Source organism: Thiomonas sp. X19 (assembly GCF_900089495.1).
Lineage (GTDB): Bacteria > Pseudomonadota > Gammaproteobacteria > Burkholderiales > Burkholderiaceae_C > Thiomonas_A.
Map to the genome: position 1 here is coordinate 2681655 of NZ_LT605203.1, position 15319 is coordinate 2696973.

Annotated in this window: 15 protein-coding genes; 9 read left to right on the forward strand and 6 right to left on the reverse strand. The window is 66.5% G+C overall.

The annotated features are described in order from the left end of the window. Window positions 1–27 precede the first annotated feature (27 nt). Window positions 28–1209: an acetyl-CoA C-acyltransferase gene (locus THIX_RS12870; protein ID WP_112486517.1), complete on the reverse strand. Its 1182-nt coding sequence runs from the start codon at window positions 1207–1209 to the stop codon at window positions 28–30. Between the two features lie 127 nt (window positions 1210–1336). After that, the gene (locus THIX_RS12875) at window positions 1337–3430 is read right to left on the reverse strand and encodes a 3-hydroxyacyl-CoA dehydrogenase NAD-binding domain-containing protein (protein WP_112486518.1); all 2094 of its coding nucleotides are present in this window, start codon (window positions 3428–3430) and stop codon (window positions 1337–1339) included. 147 nt (window positions 3431–3577) lie between these two features. Here THIX_RS12875 and THIX_RS12880 point away from each other — a divergent pair, with 147 nt between their 5' ends. Both THIX_RS12880 and THIX_RS12885 read left to right on the forward strand, forming a co-directional pair. Then, window positions 3578–4306 carry a 2-phosphosulfolactate phosphatase gene (locus THIX_RS12880; RefSeq protein WP_112486519.1) on the forward strand — a complete coding sequence of 243 codons (729 nt, stop codon included), beginning with the start codon at window positions 3578–3580 and terminating at the stop codon, window positions 4304–4306. 13 nt (window positions 4307–4319) lie between these two features. Next, the gene (locus THIX_RS12885; protein WP_112486520.1) at window positions 4320–5210 is read left to right on the forward strand and encodes an alpha/beta fold hydrolase; all 891 of its coding nucleotides are present in this window, start codon (window positions 4320–4322) and stop codon (window positions 5208–5210) included. Window positions 5211–5292: 82 nt separating this feature from the next. Here THIX_RS12885 and THIX_RS12890 read toward each other — a convergent pair whose 3' ends face one another. Then, a complete protein-coding gene (locus THIX_RS12890) occupies window positions 5293–6084 on the reverse strand; it encodes an IclR family transcriptional regulator (RefSeq protein ID WP_112486521.1) in 792 nt (263 codons plus the stop codon). A gap of 205 nt (window positions 6085–6289) precedes the next feature. On the opposite strand from THIX_RS12890, the gene THIX_RS12895 reads away from it, so the two are divergent. From THIX_RS12895 to THIX_RS12915, 5 genes are read left to right on the forward strand one after another with little or no spacing between them, the layout of a single operon-like run. Continuing rightward, window positions 6290–7468 carry an acyl-CoA dehydrogenase family protein gene (locus tag THIX_RS12895; RefSeq protein WP_112486522.1) on the forward strand — a complete coding sequence of 393 codons (1179 nt, stop codon included), beginning with the start codon at window positions 6290–6292 and terminating at the stop codon, window positions 7466–7468. A gap of 10 nt (window positions 7469–7478) precedes the next feature. Further along, the gene (locus THIX_RS12900; RefSeq protein ID WP_112486523.1) at window positions 7479–8603 is read left to right on the forward strand and encodes an acyl-CoA dehydrogenase family protein; all 1125 of its coding nucleotides are present in this window, start codon (window positions 7479–7481) and stop codon (window positions 8601–8603) included. Between the two features lie 19 nt (window positions 8604–8622). Beyond that, a complete protein-coding gene (locus THIX_RS12905) occupies window positions 8623–9741 on the forward strand; it encodes a zinc-binding dehydrogenase (protein ID WP_112486524.1) in 1119 nt (372 codons plus the stop codon). Between the two features lie 38 nt (window positions 9742–9779). Next, window positions 9780–10664, forward strand: coding sequence for an SDR family NAD(P)-dependent oxidoreductase (locus THIX_RS12910; RefSeq protein WP_112488353.1), 885 nt, complete (start codon window positions 9780–9782; stop codon window positions 10662–10664). After that, window positions 10661–11641 carry an NADPH:quinone oxidoreductase family protein gene (locus THIX_RS12915; protein WP_112486525.1) on the forward strand — a complete coding sequence of 327 codons (981 nt, stop codon included), beginning with the start codon at window positions 10661–10663 and terminating at the stop codon, window positions 11639–11641. Before THIX_RS12910 ends, THIX_RS12915 begins: the two co-directional genes overlap by 4 nt. A 38-nt stretch (window positions 11642–11679) precedes the next feature. Here the strand turns inward: THIX_RS12915 and THIX_RS12920 are convergent, their stop codons facing one another. The 3 genes from THIX_RS12920 to THIX_RS12930 all read right to left on the reverse strand — a co-directional run bounded on the left by THIX_RS12920 (window position 11680) and on the right by THIX_RS12930 (window position 13633). Continuing rightward, window positions 11680–12627, reverse strand: a complete 948-nt coding sequence (locus tag THIX_RS12920; RefSeq protein ID WP_112486526.1) for an LD-carboxypeptidase — start codon at window positions 12625–12627, stop codon at window positions 11680–11682. Window positions 12628–12741: 114 nt separating this feature from the next. Further along, window positions 12742–13383, reverse strand: a complete 642-nt coding sequence (gene tadA, locus THIX_RS12925) for a tRNA adenosine(34) deaminase TadA (protein WP_112486527.1) — start codon at window positions 13381–13383, stop codon at window positions 12742–12744. Between the two features lies 1 nt (window position 13384). After that, window positions 13385–13633 carry a hypothetical protein gene (locus tag THIX_RS12930; RefSeq protein ID WP_112486528.1) on the reverse strand — a complete coding sequence of 83 codons (249 nt, stop codon included), beginning with the start codon at window positions 13631–13633 and terminating at the stop codon, window positions 13385–13387. A 301-nt stretch (window positions 13634–13934) separates the two neighbouring features. On the opposite strand from THIX_RS12930, the gene THIX_RS12935 reads away from it, so the two are divergent. Beyond that, the gene (locus THIX_RS12935; RefSeq protein WP_158540882.1) at window positions 13935–14402 is read left to right on the forward strand and encodes a hypothetical protein; all 468 of its coding nucleotides are present in this window, start codon (window positions 13935–13937) and stop codon (window positions 14400–14402) included. Further along, window positions 14399–15298: a hypothetical protein gene (locus THIX_RS12940; RefSeq protein ID WP_146748547.1), complete on the forward strand. Its 900-nt coding sequence runs from the start codon at window positions 14399–14401 to the stop codon at window positions 15296–15298. Before THIX_RS12935 ends, THIX_RS12940 begins: the two co-directional genes overlap by 4 nt. Window positions 15299–15319: the final 21 nt, after the last annotated feature.

Below are 15319 nucleotides of genomic sequence, written 5' to 3' on the forward strand. Positions count from 1 at the left end.
TCAACGGCGGCTCTTTGCAAGCGGCAATCACAGCACTTCGAACAAACCCGCCGCGCCCTGGCCGCCGCCGATGCACATGGTGACCACCACATATTTCACGCCGCGGCGCTTGCCCTCGATCAACGCATGGCCCACCAGGCGCGCGCCGGTCACGCCATAGGGATGGCCGACGGCAATGGCGCCGCCGTTGACGTTCAGGCGGTCGTCGGGAATGCCGAGCTTGTCGCGGCAGTAAATGACCTGCACGGCGAACGCCTCGTTCAGCTCCCACAGGCCGATGTCGTCGATCTTCAGACCCGTGCGCTGCAGCAGGCGCGGAATGGCGAACACGGGGCCGATGCCCATTTCATCCGGCTCGCAGCCGGCCACGGCAAAACCGCGGAAGGCACCCAGGGGCTTGAGCCCGCGCTGTTCGGCGAGCTTGGCGTTCATCACCACGCAGGCCGAGGCGCCGTCGGAAAACTGGCTGGCATTGCCGGCGGCAATCACTCCGCCGGGCAGGGCCGGGCGGATTTTGGCCACGCCCTCATAAGTGGTGTCGGCGCGTATGCCTTCGTCGGCACTGAGCGTGACCTCGCGCGTGAGGAGCTGGTCGGTCGCCTTGTCGGCCACGCCGGCGCACACGGTGATGGGCACGATCTCATCCGTGAACCTGCCTGCCGCCTGTGCGGCGGCGGCGCGCTGCTGGCTGCGCGCGCCGTATTCATCCTGCAGTTGGCGCGAGATGTCGTAGCGCTTGGCCACGGTTTCGGCGGTTTGCAGCATGGTCCAGTAAATCTCGGGCTTGTGCTGCAGCAGCCAGGCCTCGCGCAGCATGTGCTTGTTGGCGCGGTCGTTCTGCACGCAGGAAATGGACTCGACGCCACCGGCGATCATCACCGGAACCTGGTCGACGATGACGCGTTGCGCCGCGATGGCGACGGCCTGCAGGCCCGACGCGCAGAAGCGATTGACCGTGGCACCCGCTGCCGTCACCGGCAGTCCGGCGCGCAGCGCAATCTGCCGCGCGATATTGCCGCCGGCGGCGCCCTCGGGGTAGGCGCAGCCGAAGATGCAGTCTTCCACCTCGGCAGGGTCGATGCCTGCGCGCTGCACCGCGGCTTGCACCACATGGCCGCCGAGCGTGGCGCCGTGGGTGAGGTTGAGCGCGCCGCGCCAGGATTTGGCAAGCGCCGTGCGCGCGGTGGAGACGATGACGGCCTCAAGCATGGGGAACTCCAATGGGTAGGGTGTGATGCGTGTGACGTGGTGGTGCGCCGATGCGTGCCTGCGCGCGAGCCGATGGTCCGGTAATCAGGGCACGGGCGATCAGGGTTCGGGGGCGGAGTTTGAGTGGTCAAGCGCCGCTGAAGGTCTTGCCCTGCGCCGCCAGTTCGGCCAGCAGCGGCGCGGGTTGCCAGAACTCGGCATCGCCCCCGGGCTGCGCCGCGAACTGGCGCATGCGCCGCACCACCATGGCGAGGCCGACGCTGTCGGCGTAGCCCATCGGCCCGCCGCGCCAGGCCGGGAAACCGTAGCCGGCCAGGTACACCAAGTCGATGTCCGAGGCACGTTGCGCGATGCCTTCGGAGAGCAGCCGCGCGCCTTCGTTCACCAAGGCGTAGATGCAACGCTCGACGATCTCGGCGTCGCTGAAGTGGCGCGGCGTGACGCCAATCTCCTTGCGGTAGCCGAGAATCAGCGCGTCCACTTCGGGGTCTGGCAGCGCATCGCGTTTGCCCGGCTCGTAGCGATACCAGCCCGCCCCCGTCTTCTGGCCAAAACGGCCACGCTCGCACAGGCGGTCAGCCAGAGCGGAATACCTCACCGTCGGCTTCTCCACATAGTGCCGTTTGCGAATCGCCCAGCCGATGTCGTTGCCTGCCAGATCGCCCATGCGGTAAGGCCCCATCGCCATGCCCCAGGTTTCGAGCGCACGGTCCACCTGCTGCGGGCTCGCGCCCTCCTCCACGAGGAAGTTGGCCATGCGGCCGTAGTGCTCGATCATGCGGTTGCCGATGAAGCCGTCGCACACGCCGGACACCACCGCCGTCTTGCGGATGGTCTTGGCCACCTTCATCACCGTGGCGAGCACGTCCTTGGCGGTGGCCTTGCCGCGCACCACTTCCAGCAGCTTCATGACGTTGGCGGGGCTGAAAAAATGCATGCCGATGACGTCTTGCGGGCGCTTGGTGAAACCGGCGATGGCGTCCAGATTCAGGGTCGAGGTGTTGGAAGCGAGAATGGCCCCCGGCCTGGCCACGGTGTCCAGGCGCTGGAACACATCGCGCTTGACCTCCATGGTCTCGAACACGGCCTCGATGACGAGGTCGCAATCGGCCAGTTGCGCGAAGTCCAGCGTGGGATGCAGCAGGCCCATGCGTTTGTCCACCTGTTCGGGCTTGAGCTTGCCCTTCTTGGCCGAGTTGTCGTAGTTCTTGTGGATGGTGGCCACGCCACGGTCCAGCGCCTCCTGCTTGGTTTCAAGCAGGGTGACGGGAATGCCGGCATTCAAAAAATTCATGCTGATGCCGCCACCCATGGTGCCAGCGCCAATCACGCCAACCTTGGCGATGGTGCGCGTTGGCGTGTCGGCGGGCACGTCGGGAATCTTGGAGGCTGCACGTTCGGCGAAAAAGGCATGGCGCAGCGCCTGCGATTCGGGCGTGGCCATCAGCATGGCGAACAGGCCGCGCTCCTGCAGCAAACCTTCGCTGAAGGGCTTGAGCGCGCCGGCCACCGCCTCCACGCATTGCAGGCGTGCCGGCTCGCGCGGGAATTGCGCCTGCACCATGGTGCGGGTGAACTGGATGAAGGCTTCGGCGTCGGCGTGGTCAATCGCACGCTCGCGCACCTTGGGCGTGGGCTGCGGCGAGGCCGCCAGCTTGCGCGCGACTTCAGCGGCCGCCGCCACCACGTCCTGCTCGACCACGGCGTCGAACAGCGCGGTTTTCGCCAGCATCTTGGCCGGCACCGGTTCGCCGGAAACAATCATGTTCATGGCGTTTTCCAGCCCCACGGCGCGCGGAAGGCGCTGGGTGCCGCCTGCACCCGGCAGCAGCCCGAGCTTGACCTCCGGCAGCGCAACCAGGGCAGAAGCCAGGGCCACGCGGCCATGGCAGCCGAGCGCGAATTCCAGCCCGCCGCCCATGCAGGTGCCGTTGATGGCTGCAACCACCGGTTTGGCGCAGGCTTCGGCCACGGCAATGACATCGAGCAAATGCGGCGAAGCCATCGCCTCGTGCTTGCCGAATTCACGAATGTCCGCGCCGCCGGAAAACATCGCCCCGGCCCCGGTGACGACGATGCCGCGCACCGCAGAGTCGGCGGCGGCGGCGTCGATGGCCTCCACCAGCAGGCGTCGCTGCTGCCTGCCAAAGCCGTTGACCGGGGGGTTGTCGAGAGTGAGGACGGCGACGTCCCCGAGGCGCGATGCAATGACGCTGCTCATGCTGTCTCCTGGAATGTGAACGAGCCCGGTGCGATTGCGGACGCTTGATTCCGCAATGCAGAACTTTGTTTTGAATGCGATCGATGCTAGCCTGCCGACGTTCACTTGTAAAGGCGCCAAACGACGCCGCTGCGTCAGGTCAGAATCATGCAAAAAATTCACGTCCTCCTGACGAAGGAGGAACTCGACACCCAGCGCCTGGATGGCCGCGTGGTCATCGTGCTCGACGTCCTGTTCGCCACCACCTCGGCGCTGGCCGCGCTGCAGGCGGGCGCCAGTGCTGTCATTCCGGCGCTGGACGCCGCGCACGCACGCAGCATCGCCGCAGGACTGGAGCCGTCAAGCACCATCCTCAGCGGCGAACTCGACGCCGAAACCCTTCCCGGCTTTGCCCACCCCACGCCGCTTGCGCTGTTGCGCCACGACTTACGCGAACGCATGCTGATCTACAGCACCACGAATGGCACGGTCGCGCTGCACAAGGCTCAAGCTGCCGCACGGGTCTACGCCGCAAGCCTGCGCAACGCCCGGGCCACCATCGAGCATGTGCTGCGCGAGCATGCGCACAGCAGCGTGCTGGTGGTCTGCGCCGGCTCAAGCGGGCAGTTCAATCTGGAAGATTTTTACGGCGCCGGCCTGCTCGTGTCCTGTCTGCAGCAGGCGCCGGGCGTGCGCAGTTTTTCGGACGCGGCGCTGGCCGCCGCAGCCCTGCACCAAGGCAGCGACGCCCTGCGCAGCCTGCGCGATTCGCGCGTCGGACGGCTGATGACGTCGCGCCACCTCGACGCCGAAGTGGAGTACGCGGCCCAGCCGCACGCGGATGACGTGGTTGCACGCCTGGTGGACGGCCGTCTGGTGCGCGTGCCTTCACCTTGAACGGGAGCCCAACATGCTGCAACACCATGACGCGACGCTGCCCAGCGGCATCCGCCTGCACGCCGCGAGCGCGGGGGAGCAGGGCAAGCCCTTGATGCTGTTCGTCCATGGCTTCCCCGAATGCTGGGCGGCGTGGCAGGCGCAACTCGTGGCCTTCGGCCGCGATCATTTCGCTCTGGCGCCAGACCTGCGCGGCTACAACCTCTCGGACAAGCCGCAGGGTGTCGCCGCCTACCGGGTGCAACCGTTGATGGACGACCTGCTCGGCCTGATGCAGCACTTCGGCTATGCGCAATGCGTGCTGGTCGCGCACGACTGGGGTGGCGCGGTGGCCTGGAGCCTGGCGGCACGCCAGCCGCAAAGCATCTCGCGCCTGGTCATCCTCAACTCGCCCCACCCCATCCCCTTTGCCCGCGCCCTCACCCATGACCCGGCGCAGCAGGCCGCGAGCCGCTACATGCTGCGCTTGCGCGAGAGCGGCGCGGCCGAGTTGTTGCTGCGCGACGATTGCCAGCGCCTGCTCGCCCTGTTCCGCCATCCCGTGACGGGGCAGGTGGTGCTGACCGAGGCCGAGATCGCGCTCTACAAGCAAGCCTGGCTACGACCCGGAGCGATGGAGGCGATGCTCAACTACTACCGCGCCTCGCCCTTGGTGCCACCCACGCCGACACAAGCGGGCGCAGCAGGATTGAAGCTGGAGCCGAAAGACTTTCTCGTGCCCATGCCCACCCTGGTGATCTGGGGCGAGCAGGACCATGCCCTGCTGCCCGCGCTGCTCGACGGGCTGGACGCCGTCGTGCCCGATCTGCGCATCCACCGCGTGCCGGGCGCTTCGCACTGGGTGGTGCATGAGCAGCCGGAGGAAGTCGAGACGGCGATCCGCGCGTTTCTGGACGCGGCTTGAGGGACGGCACGGCAGGGCGAAGACGCGCGAAGACCCCGGCGCCTGGCTCGAAACATCCGCGACGGTTGGCAGCGAACGCTGTTCAGCGCATGATCAGCCGTTCCAGTTGCTGCACCATCGCCATCAGTTTCGGCCTGACCTCGTCGAGCAGGAAGGCGGGGGACAACTGGAATGCCGGGCCGCCGCAGTTGATGGCCATCAGCGGCATGCCACCGCCGGGGTCGAAGCCCACGGCGATGGCGTTCACGTCAGGCTGCCAGTCGCCGAAGGAGCAAGCCACGCCCAGACTGCGGTAGTCGTCCAGCGCCTTGTCGATGCCGCGCTTGAGCGCCGGCCAGGCCAGGCCGTCGAGTGCGGCCAAGTCGTCGTAGACCGCGGCGCGTTCGCGCTCGCCCACCACGGCGAGGTAGGCGCGGCCCATCGCCGTGGTGGCAATGGGGATGCGCGAGCCCACGTCCAAACTCAGGGTCAGCGCCGAGGCGCTGCGGCAGTTCTCCACATAGATCAGCGACAGGCGGTCGCGTGTACCCAGCGACACCATGGCCTTGGACGCATCGGCCAGTTCCTGCATCAAGGGCCTCGCCACCTGGCGCACATCCATGCGCGCCAGCACCGTGCTGCCCAGCGACAAAGTGGCCGTGCCCAGGCGGTACTTGCCGCTGTCCTCGTCTTGCGCGAGGTAGCCCAGGCGCGTGAGGGTGTAGGTCAGGCGCGAGACGGTGGACTTGGGCAGCTTGCAGCGCTGCGCAATTTCCAGATTGCCCAAGGCCTTGTCGCGCGAGCGAAAGCTGGACAACACCTCCAGGCCCCGCGCCAGCGCGGTGACGAATTGGCGGTCGTCTTTCGCGTCTGGGCTGAGCTTGCCAGTCGGCATGGGCTGTGACGGCTTGGGAATGGACGTTTTCATGGTCGGGGCGAAGTCTCGATGCTTGCTGCGAAGGTGGCGCCTGGCGAGGCTTGACAGCCCACCCGGCACGCCGAACAATCGCCACCATATTTCACGGAACGAAATTCCGCAATGCGGTTTTACAGTCAATCGGTTTTTGTCAGTTTTCCCCCACCCGGCATGCAATCCGCACATGGATATCGACCTGACTCCTGAGCACGCCGCTTTCCGCACCGAAGTGCGCGCCTTTTTAGACACGGCCCTGCCAGGCGATATTCGCCGCAAGGTGTTGTGCGGCTCGCGTCTGGAGAAAGACGATTTCGTGCGCTGGCAACGCATCCTGCATGCCCATGGCTGGGCCGCGCCGAATTGGCCGGAACAATGCGGCGGCACCGGCTGGAGCGCTGTCCAGCAGGTCCTGTTCGACGAGGAATGCGCCCTCGCCGGTGCGCCGCGGCAACTGCCCTTCGGTCTGAAGATGCTGGCCCCGGTGCTGCTGCGCTTCGGCAGCGAAGCCCAGCGCCAGACCCTGCTGCCCGACATTGCCAGCGGTGCCGTGTGGTGGTGCCAGGGCTATTCCGAGCCGGGTTCCGGCTCGGACCTGGCCTCGCTCAAGACCCGTGCGCTGCGCGACGGCGACGACTACATCGTCACCGGCCAGAAAACATGGACCACGCTGGGCCAATATGCCGACTGGATTTTTTGCCTGGTGCGCACCGACGCCACGGCCCAGCAACAGCAAGGCATTTCCTTCCTGCTCATCGACATGCGCGCGCCCGGCGTCACGGTGCGCCCCATCATCACCCTGGACGGCGAGCACGAGGTCAACGAGGTCTGGTTCGACGCCGTGCGCGTGCCCGTGGCCAACCGCGTCGGCGAAGAGAACCAGGGCTGGACCATCGCCAAATATCTGCTCGGTCACGAGCGCAGCAATATTGCCGGCGTGGGCATCGCCAAGCGGGAGCTGGCACGCCTGAAGGACATCGTCGCCCGGGCCGACGCCAACGGTCGACGCCTGCGCGGGGATGCGCTGTTTGCGGTGCGCGTCGCCCAGGTCGAGATCGACCTGCTGGCGCTGGAAGCGACGCAACTGCGCATGCTGCAACGCGATGGCCCGCCAGGGCCGGAAAGCTCCATGCTCAAGGTGCTGGGCAGCGAGCTGCAGCAGCGCCTGTCCGAACTGCTGATGCACGCCGCGGGCCAGCGCGCCCTGCCCTTTGGGCTTGCCGCCGAAGGCGCGGATGCGCCCGGGACTGAAAACCAGGGTGATGAACTGCTCGCCGCGCAATACGCCAACTGGCGCAAGCTCTCCATCTTCGGCGGCAGCAACGAAATCCAGAAAAACATCCTGACCCGTGCTTTAGGTTTGTGAAGGAAACCTCATGCAGTGGCAATCCACCGATGAACAAGGCCAACTGGCCGACGCGCTGCGCCGCTTCATCCAGTGCGACTACGGCTTCGAGCAACGCCGCGCCCTGGCCGCCGGCAAAGGCTTCAGCCCGCAAGCCTGGGCCACTCTGGCCGAACTCGGCATCACCGCCATGCTCGTGCCCGAAGCCCACGGCGGCCTGAACGCAAGTCTGCAGGACGGCCTGCATGCCTTGCAGACCCTGGCCCCCGCGCTGCCGCTGGAGCCGGTGCTGGCCAGCAGTCTGCTGGCTACGCGACTGTTCGCCTCCAGCGAGGGCAGCGCAGCTGCGCAAACCTGGCTGCCGAGCATGGCCGCAGGCCAGGCTATCGCCACCCCGGCGGTGTTCGAGCCGGGCAACGGCTTCGACGCCGAGCGGCCCCGCACCACGGCCACGCGGCATGCCGATGGCTGGCGGCTCGACGGTGCCAAGACCCTGGTGCTGCAAGCGCAAATCGCCGATGTCTTGCTGGTGTCGGCGCGCGCCGACGACGCGGCCGTCGCCTGGTTTGCCGTGCCCACAAGCAGCCGCGGCGTCAGCCTGCGCCCCTATGCCCTGCTCGACGCCCAGCGCGCCGCCGACGTGAAGCTGGATGGCGTGCAGCTTGCAGCCGACGCCCGCATCGACCCGGCCGGCCAGGGCATGGCGATGGGCGAAGACTTGCGCGCCTTGTGGCTGGCGGCGCTGTGCGCCGAGGGCGTCGGTCTTTTGCAGGCCACCCTGGATGCCACCGTGGCCTATCTCAACACCCGCCAGCAATTCGGCCAGCCCATCGGCCGCTTTCAGGTGCTGCAGCACCGCGCCGTGGACATGTGGATGGAGGTGGAGCAGGCGCGCTCCATGGCTTTGCTCGCCGCCGAGGTTTGCGCCCACGGCGATGCCATGCACCGCGCCCGCATGCTCGCCGCCGCCAAGGCGCGCGTCGGCCAGGCCTGTCGCTTCGTCTCGCAGCAGGCGGTGCAATTGCATGGCGGCATGGGCATGACCGACGAGATGCAGGTGAGTCACTGGTTCAAGCGCCTGACCACCATCGAACTCTGGCTGGGCGACAGCGATGCCCAGTTGCAGCATGTCGCCCGCGGCCTGCTCGCCGCCTGACCCTTTCAGGAGAACACGCATGCCTGCACGCCATGCCCGCGCCGTGGTTTGCCGTGGCCCGGAACGCGCTTTTGAAGTCGAGACCATTCGCGTCGAGCCACCGCGCCGCAACGAAGTCACCATCCGCCTCGCCGCCTGCGGCGTGTGCCACAGCGATCTCTCGGCCACCAACGGCACCATTCCCATGGCGCCGCCCCTGGTGCTGGGGCATGAAGGCGCCGGAATCGTGGTCGAGGTCGGCGAAGGCGCGACTGAATTCGCCGTTGGCGATTCCGTGGTGAGTTCCTTCGTCAGCATGTGCGGGCATTGCCGCTATTGCCAGACCGGCAGGCCGCAACTGTGCGACCAGGCCGCCCGGGCGCTGACCACCCTGCCCGACGGCACGGTGCGCACGTTCGACGCTGCCGGCCAGCCGCTGTCGGTGTTTTCCGGTTGCGGCGTGATGGCCGAATACGCCACGCTGCACGTGGACAACGTGGTGAAGATCGATGCCGCCATGCCGCTGGAGCCGGCCTGCCTGATTGCCTGCGGCGTAATGACCGGGGTGGGCGCGGCGTTCAACACCGCGCGGGTGCAGGCCGGATCGACGGTGGCCGTGTTCGGCTGCGGCGGCGTCGGCCTGAGCGCCATCCAGGGCTGCGCCATCGCCGGGGCCGCCAGCATCATCGCGGTGGACACCATGGCCCACAAGCTCGAATTCGCGCGCCTGTTCGGCGCCAACCACACCGTGGATGCCAGCGTCGAACCCCATGCGGTCAAGGCCATCAAGCGGCTGAGCGATGGCGGCGTGGACTATGCGTTTGAATGCGTCGGCCTCGGCACGCTCGCCGCGCAGGCCTATGGCAGCCTGCGCAAAGGCGGCACGGCCGTGGTGGTGGGCGTGGCCGCCCAGACTGATACCACCAGCGTGCGCACCGCCAGCCTCACCTTCGAGGAGAAGACCCTCACCGGCAGCTATTACGGCTCGGCACGGCCGCGACAAGACTTTCCCCGGCTCATTGCGCTGTACCGCGCCGGACGCCTGAAACTCGATGAACTCATCACCCAGCGCTATCGGCTGGACCAAGCCGCGCAAGCCTTCGCCGACCTGCAGGCCGGGCGCAATGCCCGCGGCGTCATCGTGTTCGATCCAGCCTGAACGGCACGCCCTTCCTGACACTCTCGAACGGATTGGCCGTGCAGAATTTTCAAGACAAGACTGCGGTCATCACCGGTGCCGCTGGTGGCATCGGCCTGGCCCTGGCGCGGCAGGCGGCCGGGCGCGGCATGAAGCTGGTGTTGACCGATCTCGACGTCGACCGCTTGCAACAAGCCACCGCCAGCCTCGGCCTGCCGCCAGAGCGCTTGCTGTTGCACGCCGCCGACGTCAGCCGCGAAGCCGATGTGGCCGCCCTGGCCGATGCCAGCTTCGCCCGTTTCGGCGCCGTGCATCTGCTGTTCAACAACGCCGGCGTGGGCTGCAGCCGACTCACCACCGAGCACAGCACCGCCGATTGGGACTGGGTGCTGGGCGTCAATCTGATGAGCGTGGTCCACGGCATTCGCCATTTCGTGCCGCGCATGCAGCAGCAAGGCGAGCCCAGCCATGTGGTGAACACCGCCTCCGCAGCGGGCCTGGTATCCAGCCCCGGCATGGCGGCCTACAACGTGAGCAAGCATGGCGTGGTCACGTTGTCGGAAACCTTGTATGCGGAGCTTGCCGAGCAGAAATCGCAGGTCGGCGTTTCGGTGCTGTGCCCGGCCTGGGTGCCCACCGGCATCAACCAGAGCGCACGCCATCGGCAGCCGCGTTTCGGCGCCGAGCCCGAACTGTCGCCACAATCGACCGCCTACGCGGTGCGCATGGCCCAGGCGGTGCAGTCCGGCAAGCTCACGCCCGACGACATCGCCCGCATCACGTTCTCTGCCGTGGAGCAAGGGCAGTTCTACATCGTGCCGCACCGCAAAATTCTGCAGGCGGTGGAACTGCGCTGCCAGGACATGGTGCAAGGCCGCAATCCCACGCCGCTGACGCCGCCAGCTTCACCCACTCCACCCGCCGCAGCCGAGGTGTCCCGATGAAAGCCCTGTTGTGCACGCCCTATGGCCCGATCGACACCCTGCGCCTGGAAGACGCGCCCGATCCCATGGCAGCAGCCGGCGAGGTGGTCGTCGCGGTGCGCGCCTGCGCGCTGAACTTTCCCGATGCGCTCATCGTCCAGGGCCTCTACCAGACCAGGCCGACCCTACCCTTTTCGCCCGGCGCCGAGTTTGCCGGAACCATCCTGCAAGCGGGCGCCGGCGTGACGGCCTACAAGCCGGGCGACGCCGTCATCGCCTTCGCTGGCCACGGCGGCCTGGCCGAGCGCTGCGCGGTGGATGCGCGCCGCGTGATGCCACTGCCTGCGGGCATGAGCTTCGAGCAAGGCGCGGCGTTCATGCTGACCTACGGCACATCCATCCACGCGCTGAAAGACGTGGCGCTGTTGCAGCCCGGCGAGACCCTGGCTGTGCTCGGGGCTGGTGGCGGTGTGGGCGTGGCCGCGGTGGACATCGCCAAGGCCATGGGCGCGCGGGTGATCGCCGCTGCATCCAGCAAGGCCAAGCTGCAGCTTGCGCAGGAGCATGGTGCCGATGCACTGCTGGACTACGCCAGCGAAGACCTGCGCCAACGCCTGCTGGCGCTGACCGACGGCAAAGGCGTCGACGTGGTGCTCGACCCGGTGGGCGGCGCCTACGCTGAAGCCGCGCTGCGCGCCACCGCCTGGCGTGGCCGCTACCTGGTGGTGGGTTTCGCGGCGGGCGACATTCCCCGCATCCCGCTCAATCTCGCGCTGCTGAAAGAGCGCCAGATTCTCGGCGTTTACTGGGGCGAGGCGGTGCAACGCGACCCGAAGCAACATGCCGGCAATGTGCGGCAATTGCTGCAATGGTTCACGGCGGGCAGCGTGCGCCCGCAGATCACGGAACAGGTGACGCTGGATCAGGCCGCGCAGGCGATCGCGCGGCTCAGCAAGCGCGAGGCGATGGGGAAAATCGTGGTGCGAATCGGGACCTGAAATCAGGATCTGGGATGGGCGCCTGAAACCTCCGCGCCTCAACCATGTCCGTGCGCAAACACGAGATAGGCTTCGCCCCCATCGCGCACCAGCCGGCACTTGGCGCCGTGCGGCAAGGTCAGTTTGGTGCGCACATGGCCAAACGGCAGGCCGGTGATGACCGGCACCCCATCGGTTTTAAGCTGGGCGCGCAGCCAGGCGACGGCGGCGGCAAGGTCGAAGCCGGCATCGTGCGCGGTGAGTTTGTACTCGGTGAACGCGCCCAGCACCACGGCTTTTTGCCGCTGCAGCACACCGGCGTGCAAGAGTTGGATGAACATGCGCTCCACGCTGTAGGGCTGCTCGGCAACGTCTTCCAGGAAGAGAACGCCACGTAGTTTCGGCAGGTAGGGGGTGCCCACCAGGCTGGCCACCAGGCTCAAGTTCCCGCCCCACAGCACGCCTGCGGCGTCCAGCCCGCGCGGGGCGTCGTCGCAGGTGAAACCTACGGCCTCCTGGCTGCCGTCGAGCGCGTCGAGAAAGCTGTCCACAGTGATGGCGTCGAGTTTCTCGTTGCCGAAGTCGTAAGCCGCCATCGGTCCGCTGTAGGTGACGGCGCCGGTCTGCGCCAGCACCGCCAGTTGCAGCGCGGTGAAATCGCTATGCCCCACCCAGCATTGCCGGCGCTGGGTCATGGCCTCGGCCAGCAAGGAGTAGTCCAGCCGCGGCAGGATGCGGCCGAGGCCGTAGCCACCGCGTGTGGCCAGCACCACGTGCGCCTTGCTGCGCGCGGCACGGTGGATGGCCTGCAGGCGTTGCGCATCGGTGCCGGCAAAGCGCTGCACGCGGCTCAAAGCCTGCGCGTCACGCTGCACGCGAAAGCCGACTGCCTGCAAATGCTGCTCCGCGCGCTCGATGCGTTGCGGCTCGGGCACCGCGCCAGAAGGGGAGATCAGCCGCAGCAGGCCGCGTGGGTGGGTTTGATGGGGACCGTGTGTCGCAGTCATGAGGAAGATCGCCTAAAAACGAGAAGTGGTTGATGAAACAGGCCTGGCGGCTCTGGAACTGCGCGCAAACTGGTAGCGACGGCGCCGCAACGAGGCCATGCCAATCGCACCAGGCTAAGCCTGCGGCGGGATCGCGCCTACATCACCGGCTTCGTCGAGGTGCTGCACGTCGATCCCCGTGGCGTGCACGCGGCTCTCGGCATCTTCGCTGCCCACATCGCCGTCGGCGTCGGCCGGCGTGGCCCGATCCACGGCTGCAGCATCGCGCGCTTGCCGCAACTGGCTTCTGCGCTCACGGAAAAAATCTTGCAACAGGCGCCCACAGGACTCGGCCTCGACATCGGCGTGCAAAACGCAATGGTGGTTCAGGCGCGGTTCATCGAACAAGTTCAGCACGCTGCCGGCGGCACCCGTTTTCGGGTCGTGCGCGCCGAACACGACACGGTCCAGTCGCGCGTGCATCAGCGCCATCGCGCACATCGCGCAGGGCTCCAGTGTGACGTAGAGGGTGCAGCCCGGCAGGCGGTAATTGCCGAGCAGGCTGGCGGCCTGGCGCAGGGCGATGATTTCCGCGTGGGCCGTGGGGTCGCTGTCGCTGATGGGCCGGTTGTAGCCCGTGGCGATCACCCTGCCCTGGTGCACGATCACCGCGCCCACCGGCACCTCGCCCAGCAGCCAGGCGTTCTGCGCCTGATCGAGCGCCAGGCGCATGAACGCGATGTCGGCCGCGCCGGCTTCGGTCATCGCCGTGGTCATGTCAGCGCGCTGAAGGCGACGAAGGCGTGTTCACCGGCCTGGTCTGCAATGCCTGGTTCAGCTTCTGCTTGAACTGGTCCAGCGCCGCCGCGCCTTGCGCCGGGGTGTTGATGCTCGAATCCTGCGGGGCGGATGCCGTCGCGCCGCCTGCTTGCGGCGCGACTGGCCGTGGTGCCAACTCGGTCTTGGCCAGCCAGGCGACGATGAGCAGCGCCAGCAACAAACCGATCAAACCGAATCCTGCGCGCATGGCTGTTCCACTCCATCATCAACAAGGTCTCCAAACCCGCATGGTTAAAGGACTTGGCTTCGATCGACATGGGGCTTTACCGTCGCTTTTACCGTCAGAACCGCGGACCTTTTGCTGGCGCGGGAGATGGAGCAATTTGCGGGGAAGCGTCTCTGGGAACACCATCATCAACCGTCGCAAAGCATACCGAAAATCGAAGGCGGCTGCGAAGCCGTCGGGTTGAAGCTTCGCAGTGTACAGATCCTCGGCAACCGTCCATTCTGTTGTTAACAACAGGATGACTGCGGAATACAATGACACTATGCTAAAGCTCACCCCACAACAAGTCGCTCAGGTGGCGCATCTGTCGGACCAGACTCTGCGCCACTGGCGACAGGTCCTGCCTCCGCTCGCTGGGTTGAACGGCTATACGCCATGCTTTGCGCCTGGAGACGCGCTGGCATTGCTGGTGGTTCGACATCTGGTCAAGGTGATGGGCATCAGCGTCGGGGCACTGGCTACCGCTTCGACGGGCCTGTTTTCCCTGTGTCGCAATACCAGCTGGCCCTTACTGGCAGACCGGCGTCTTCTCGTTGACGTCGAGCGCGGCGAAGTGAGTCTGCTGACGCGCGAACCCGACCTTGATGCCCCCGCCATATTGGTTCCCATGCGTCCATTCGCAGAGCAGCTGCAGGCTGCGTGGGCCAGCAGCTTCCCTGCCCTGGAGCAACTGCCTCTCCACTTCCCGGCGGCTGTTGTTCCCCTCCCCCCTCGGATGGCCGGAGCATGAGTGCAGTGACTTTTGACTTGCCGGAGCCAGCCGCGCCATGTGTATTCGAGCCGCAGATGCTGACGGGCGTCGGTTCGGCGACGGCCGATCTGGGACCGATCTGGATCATCGAAGAGGTGGCGGGCCACTTGCGCGCCCAAGGCAAAAAAACCGGCGCACCGCACATGAGGCTTTACCGGCTCAGCGGGGACGTGCTCACGGCCGAGCAGGAGCTGAATCTGGGTGGGGAATCCTCGCGTGCAGACACGGCCATGGCTCTTCTTGAACAGGCCAAGGCGCGCAGCGGCGTCATCGTGTGCAGCTTCCGTACGGTAGCAGCAGCGCAGATCGTAGAACGCTTGGAAGCAAGCGGCCGCAGCGAGCTGCACTATGTTGTAGAAGTCGATCCGACCCGCAGGGTTGAATTTGCACGAGCTCGGGACGGCGTCCGTTCATCCCTTCCCAAGGATCGGGTGGAAACAGCGAGTTGGCAGCAGGTCAATCTAAGCAAGCCTGCGGGCGATTCCGAGTGCTACGCCGCCAACCTGGGCAAAGTGAAACTGGGAGGCGTCGCGGACCTGACCTGCTTTGCGTTGTCGATAGGCGGCATCAAGGGATATCAGCGCGGCATCCTTGTCGGCATGACCTCGCTGGAATTGGAAGACGGGCTCAAGAAGCTTGCCCAACTGCTCGCATGGACGCGATGGGTTCGGCTTGCGGTTCGCAAGGCGAAGCGGACGCGGTCAGCGCTTGCAGCGCCCTCGCGTCTTTCTCTTTCCGATACTGCGGAAACAGCGGCGTCCCTTGACATCCTGGTGCGGGCCAATCGCAAGATCGCCGCCGGCCACGACGCCAAAGCAGCCGATCAGCATTTGCAGTTTCCCGATCAACCTGCACTGAACCGCCCCGGGTTTTGAGGAGGCTCCAACCTTTGAGAA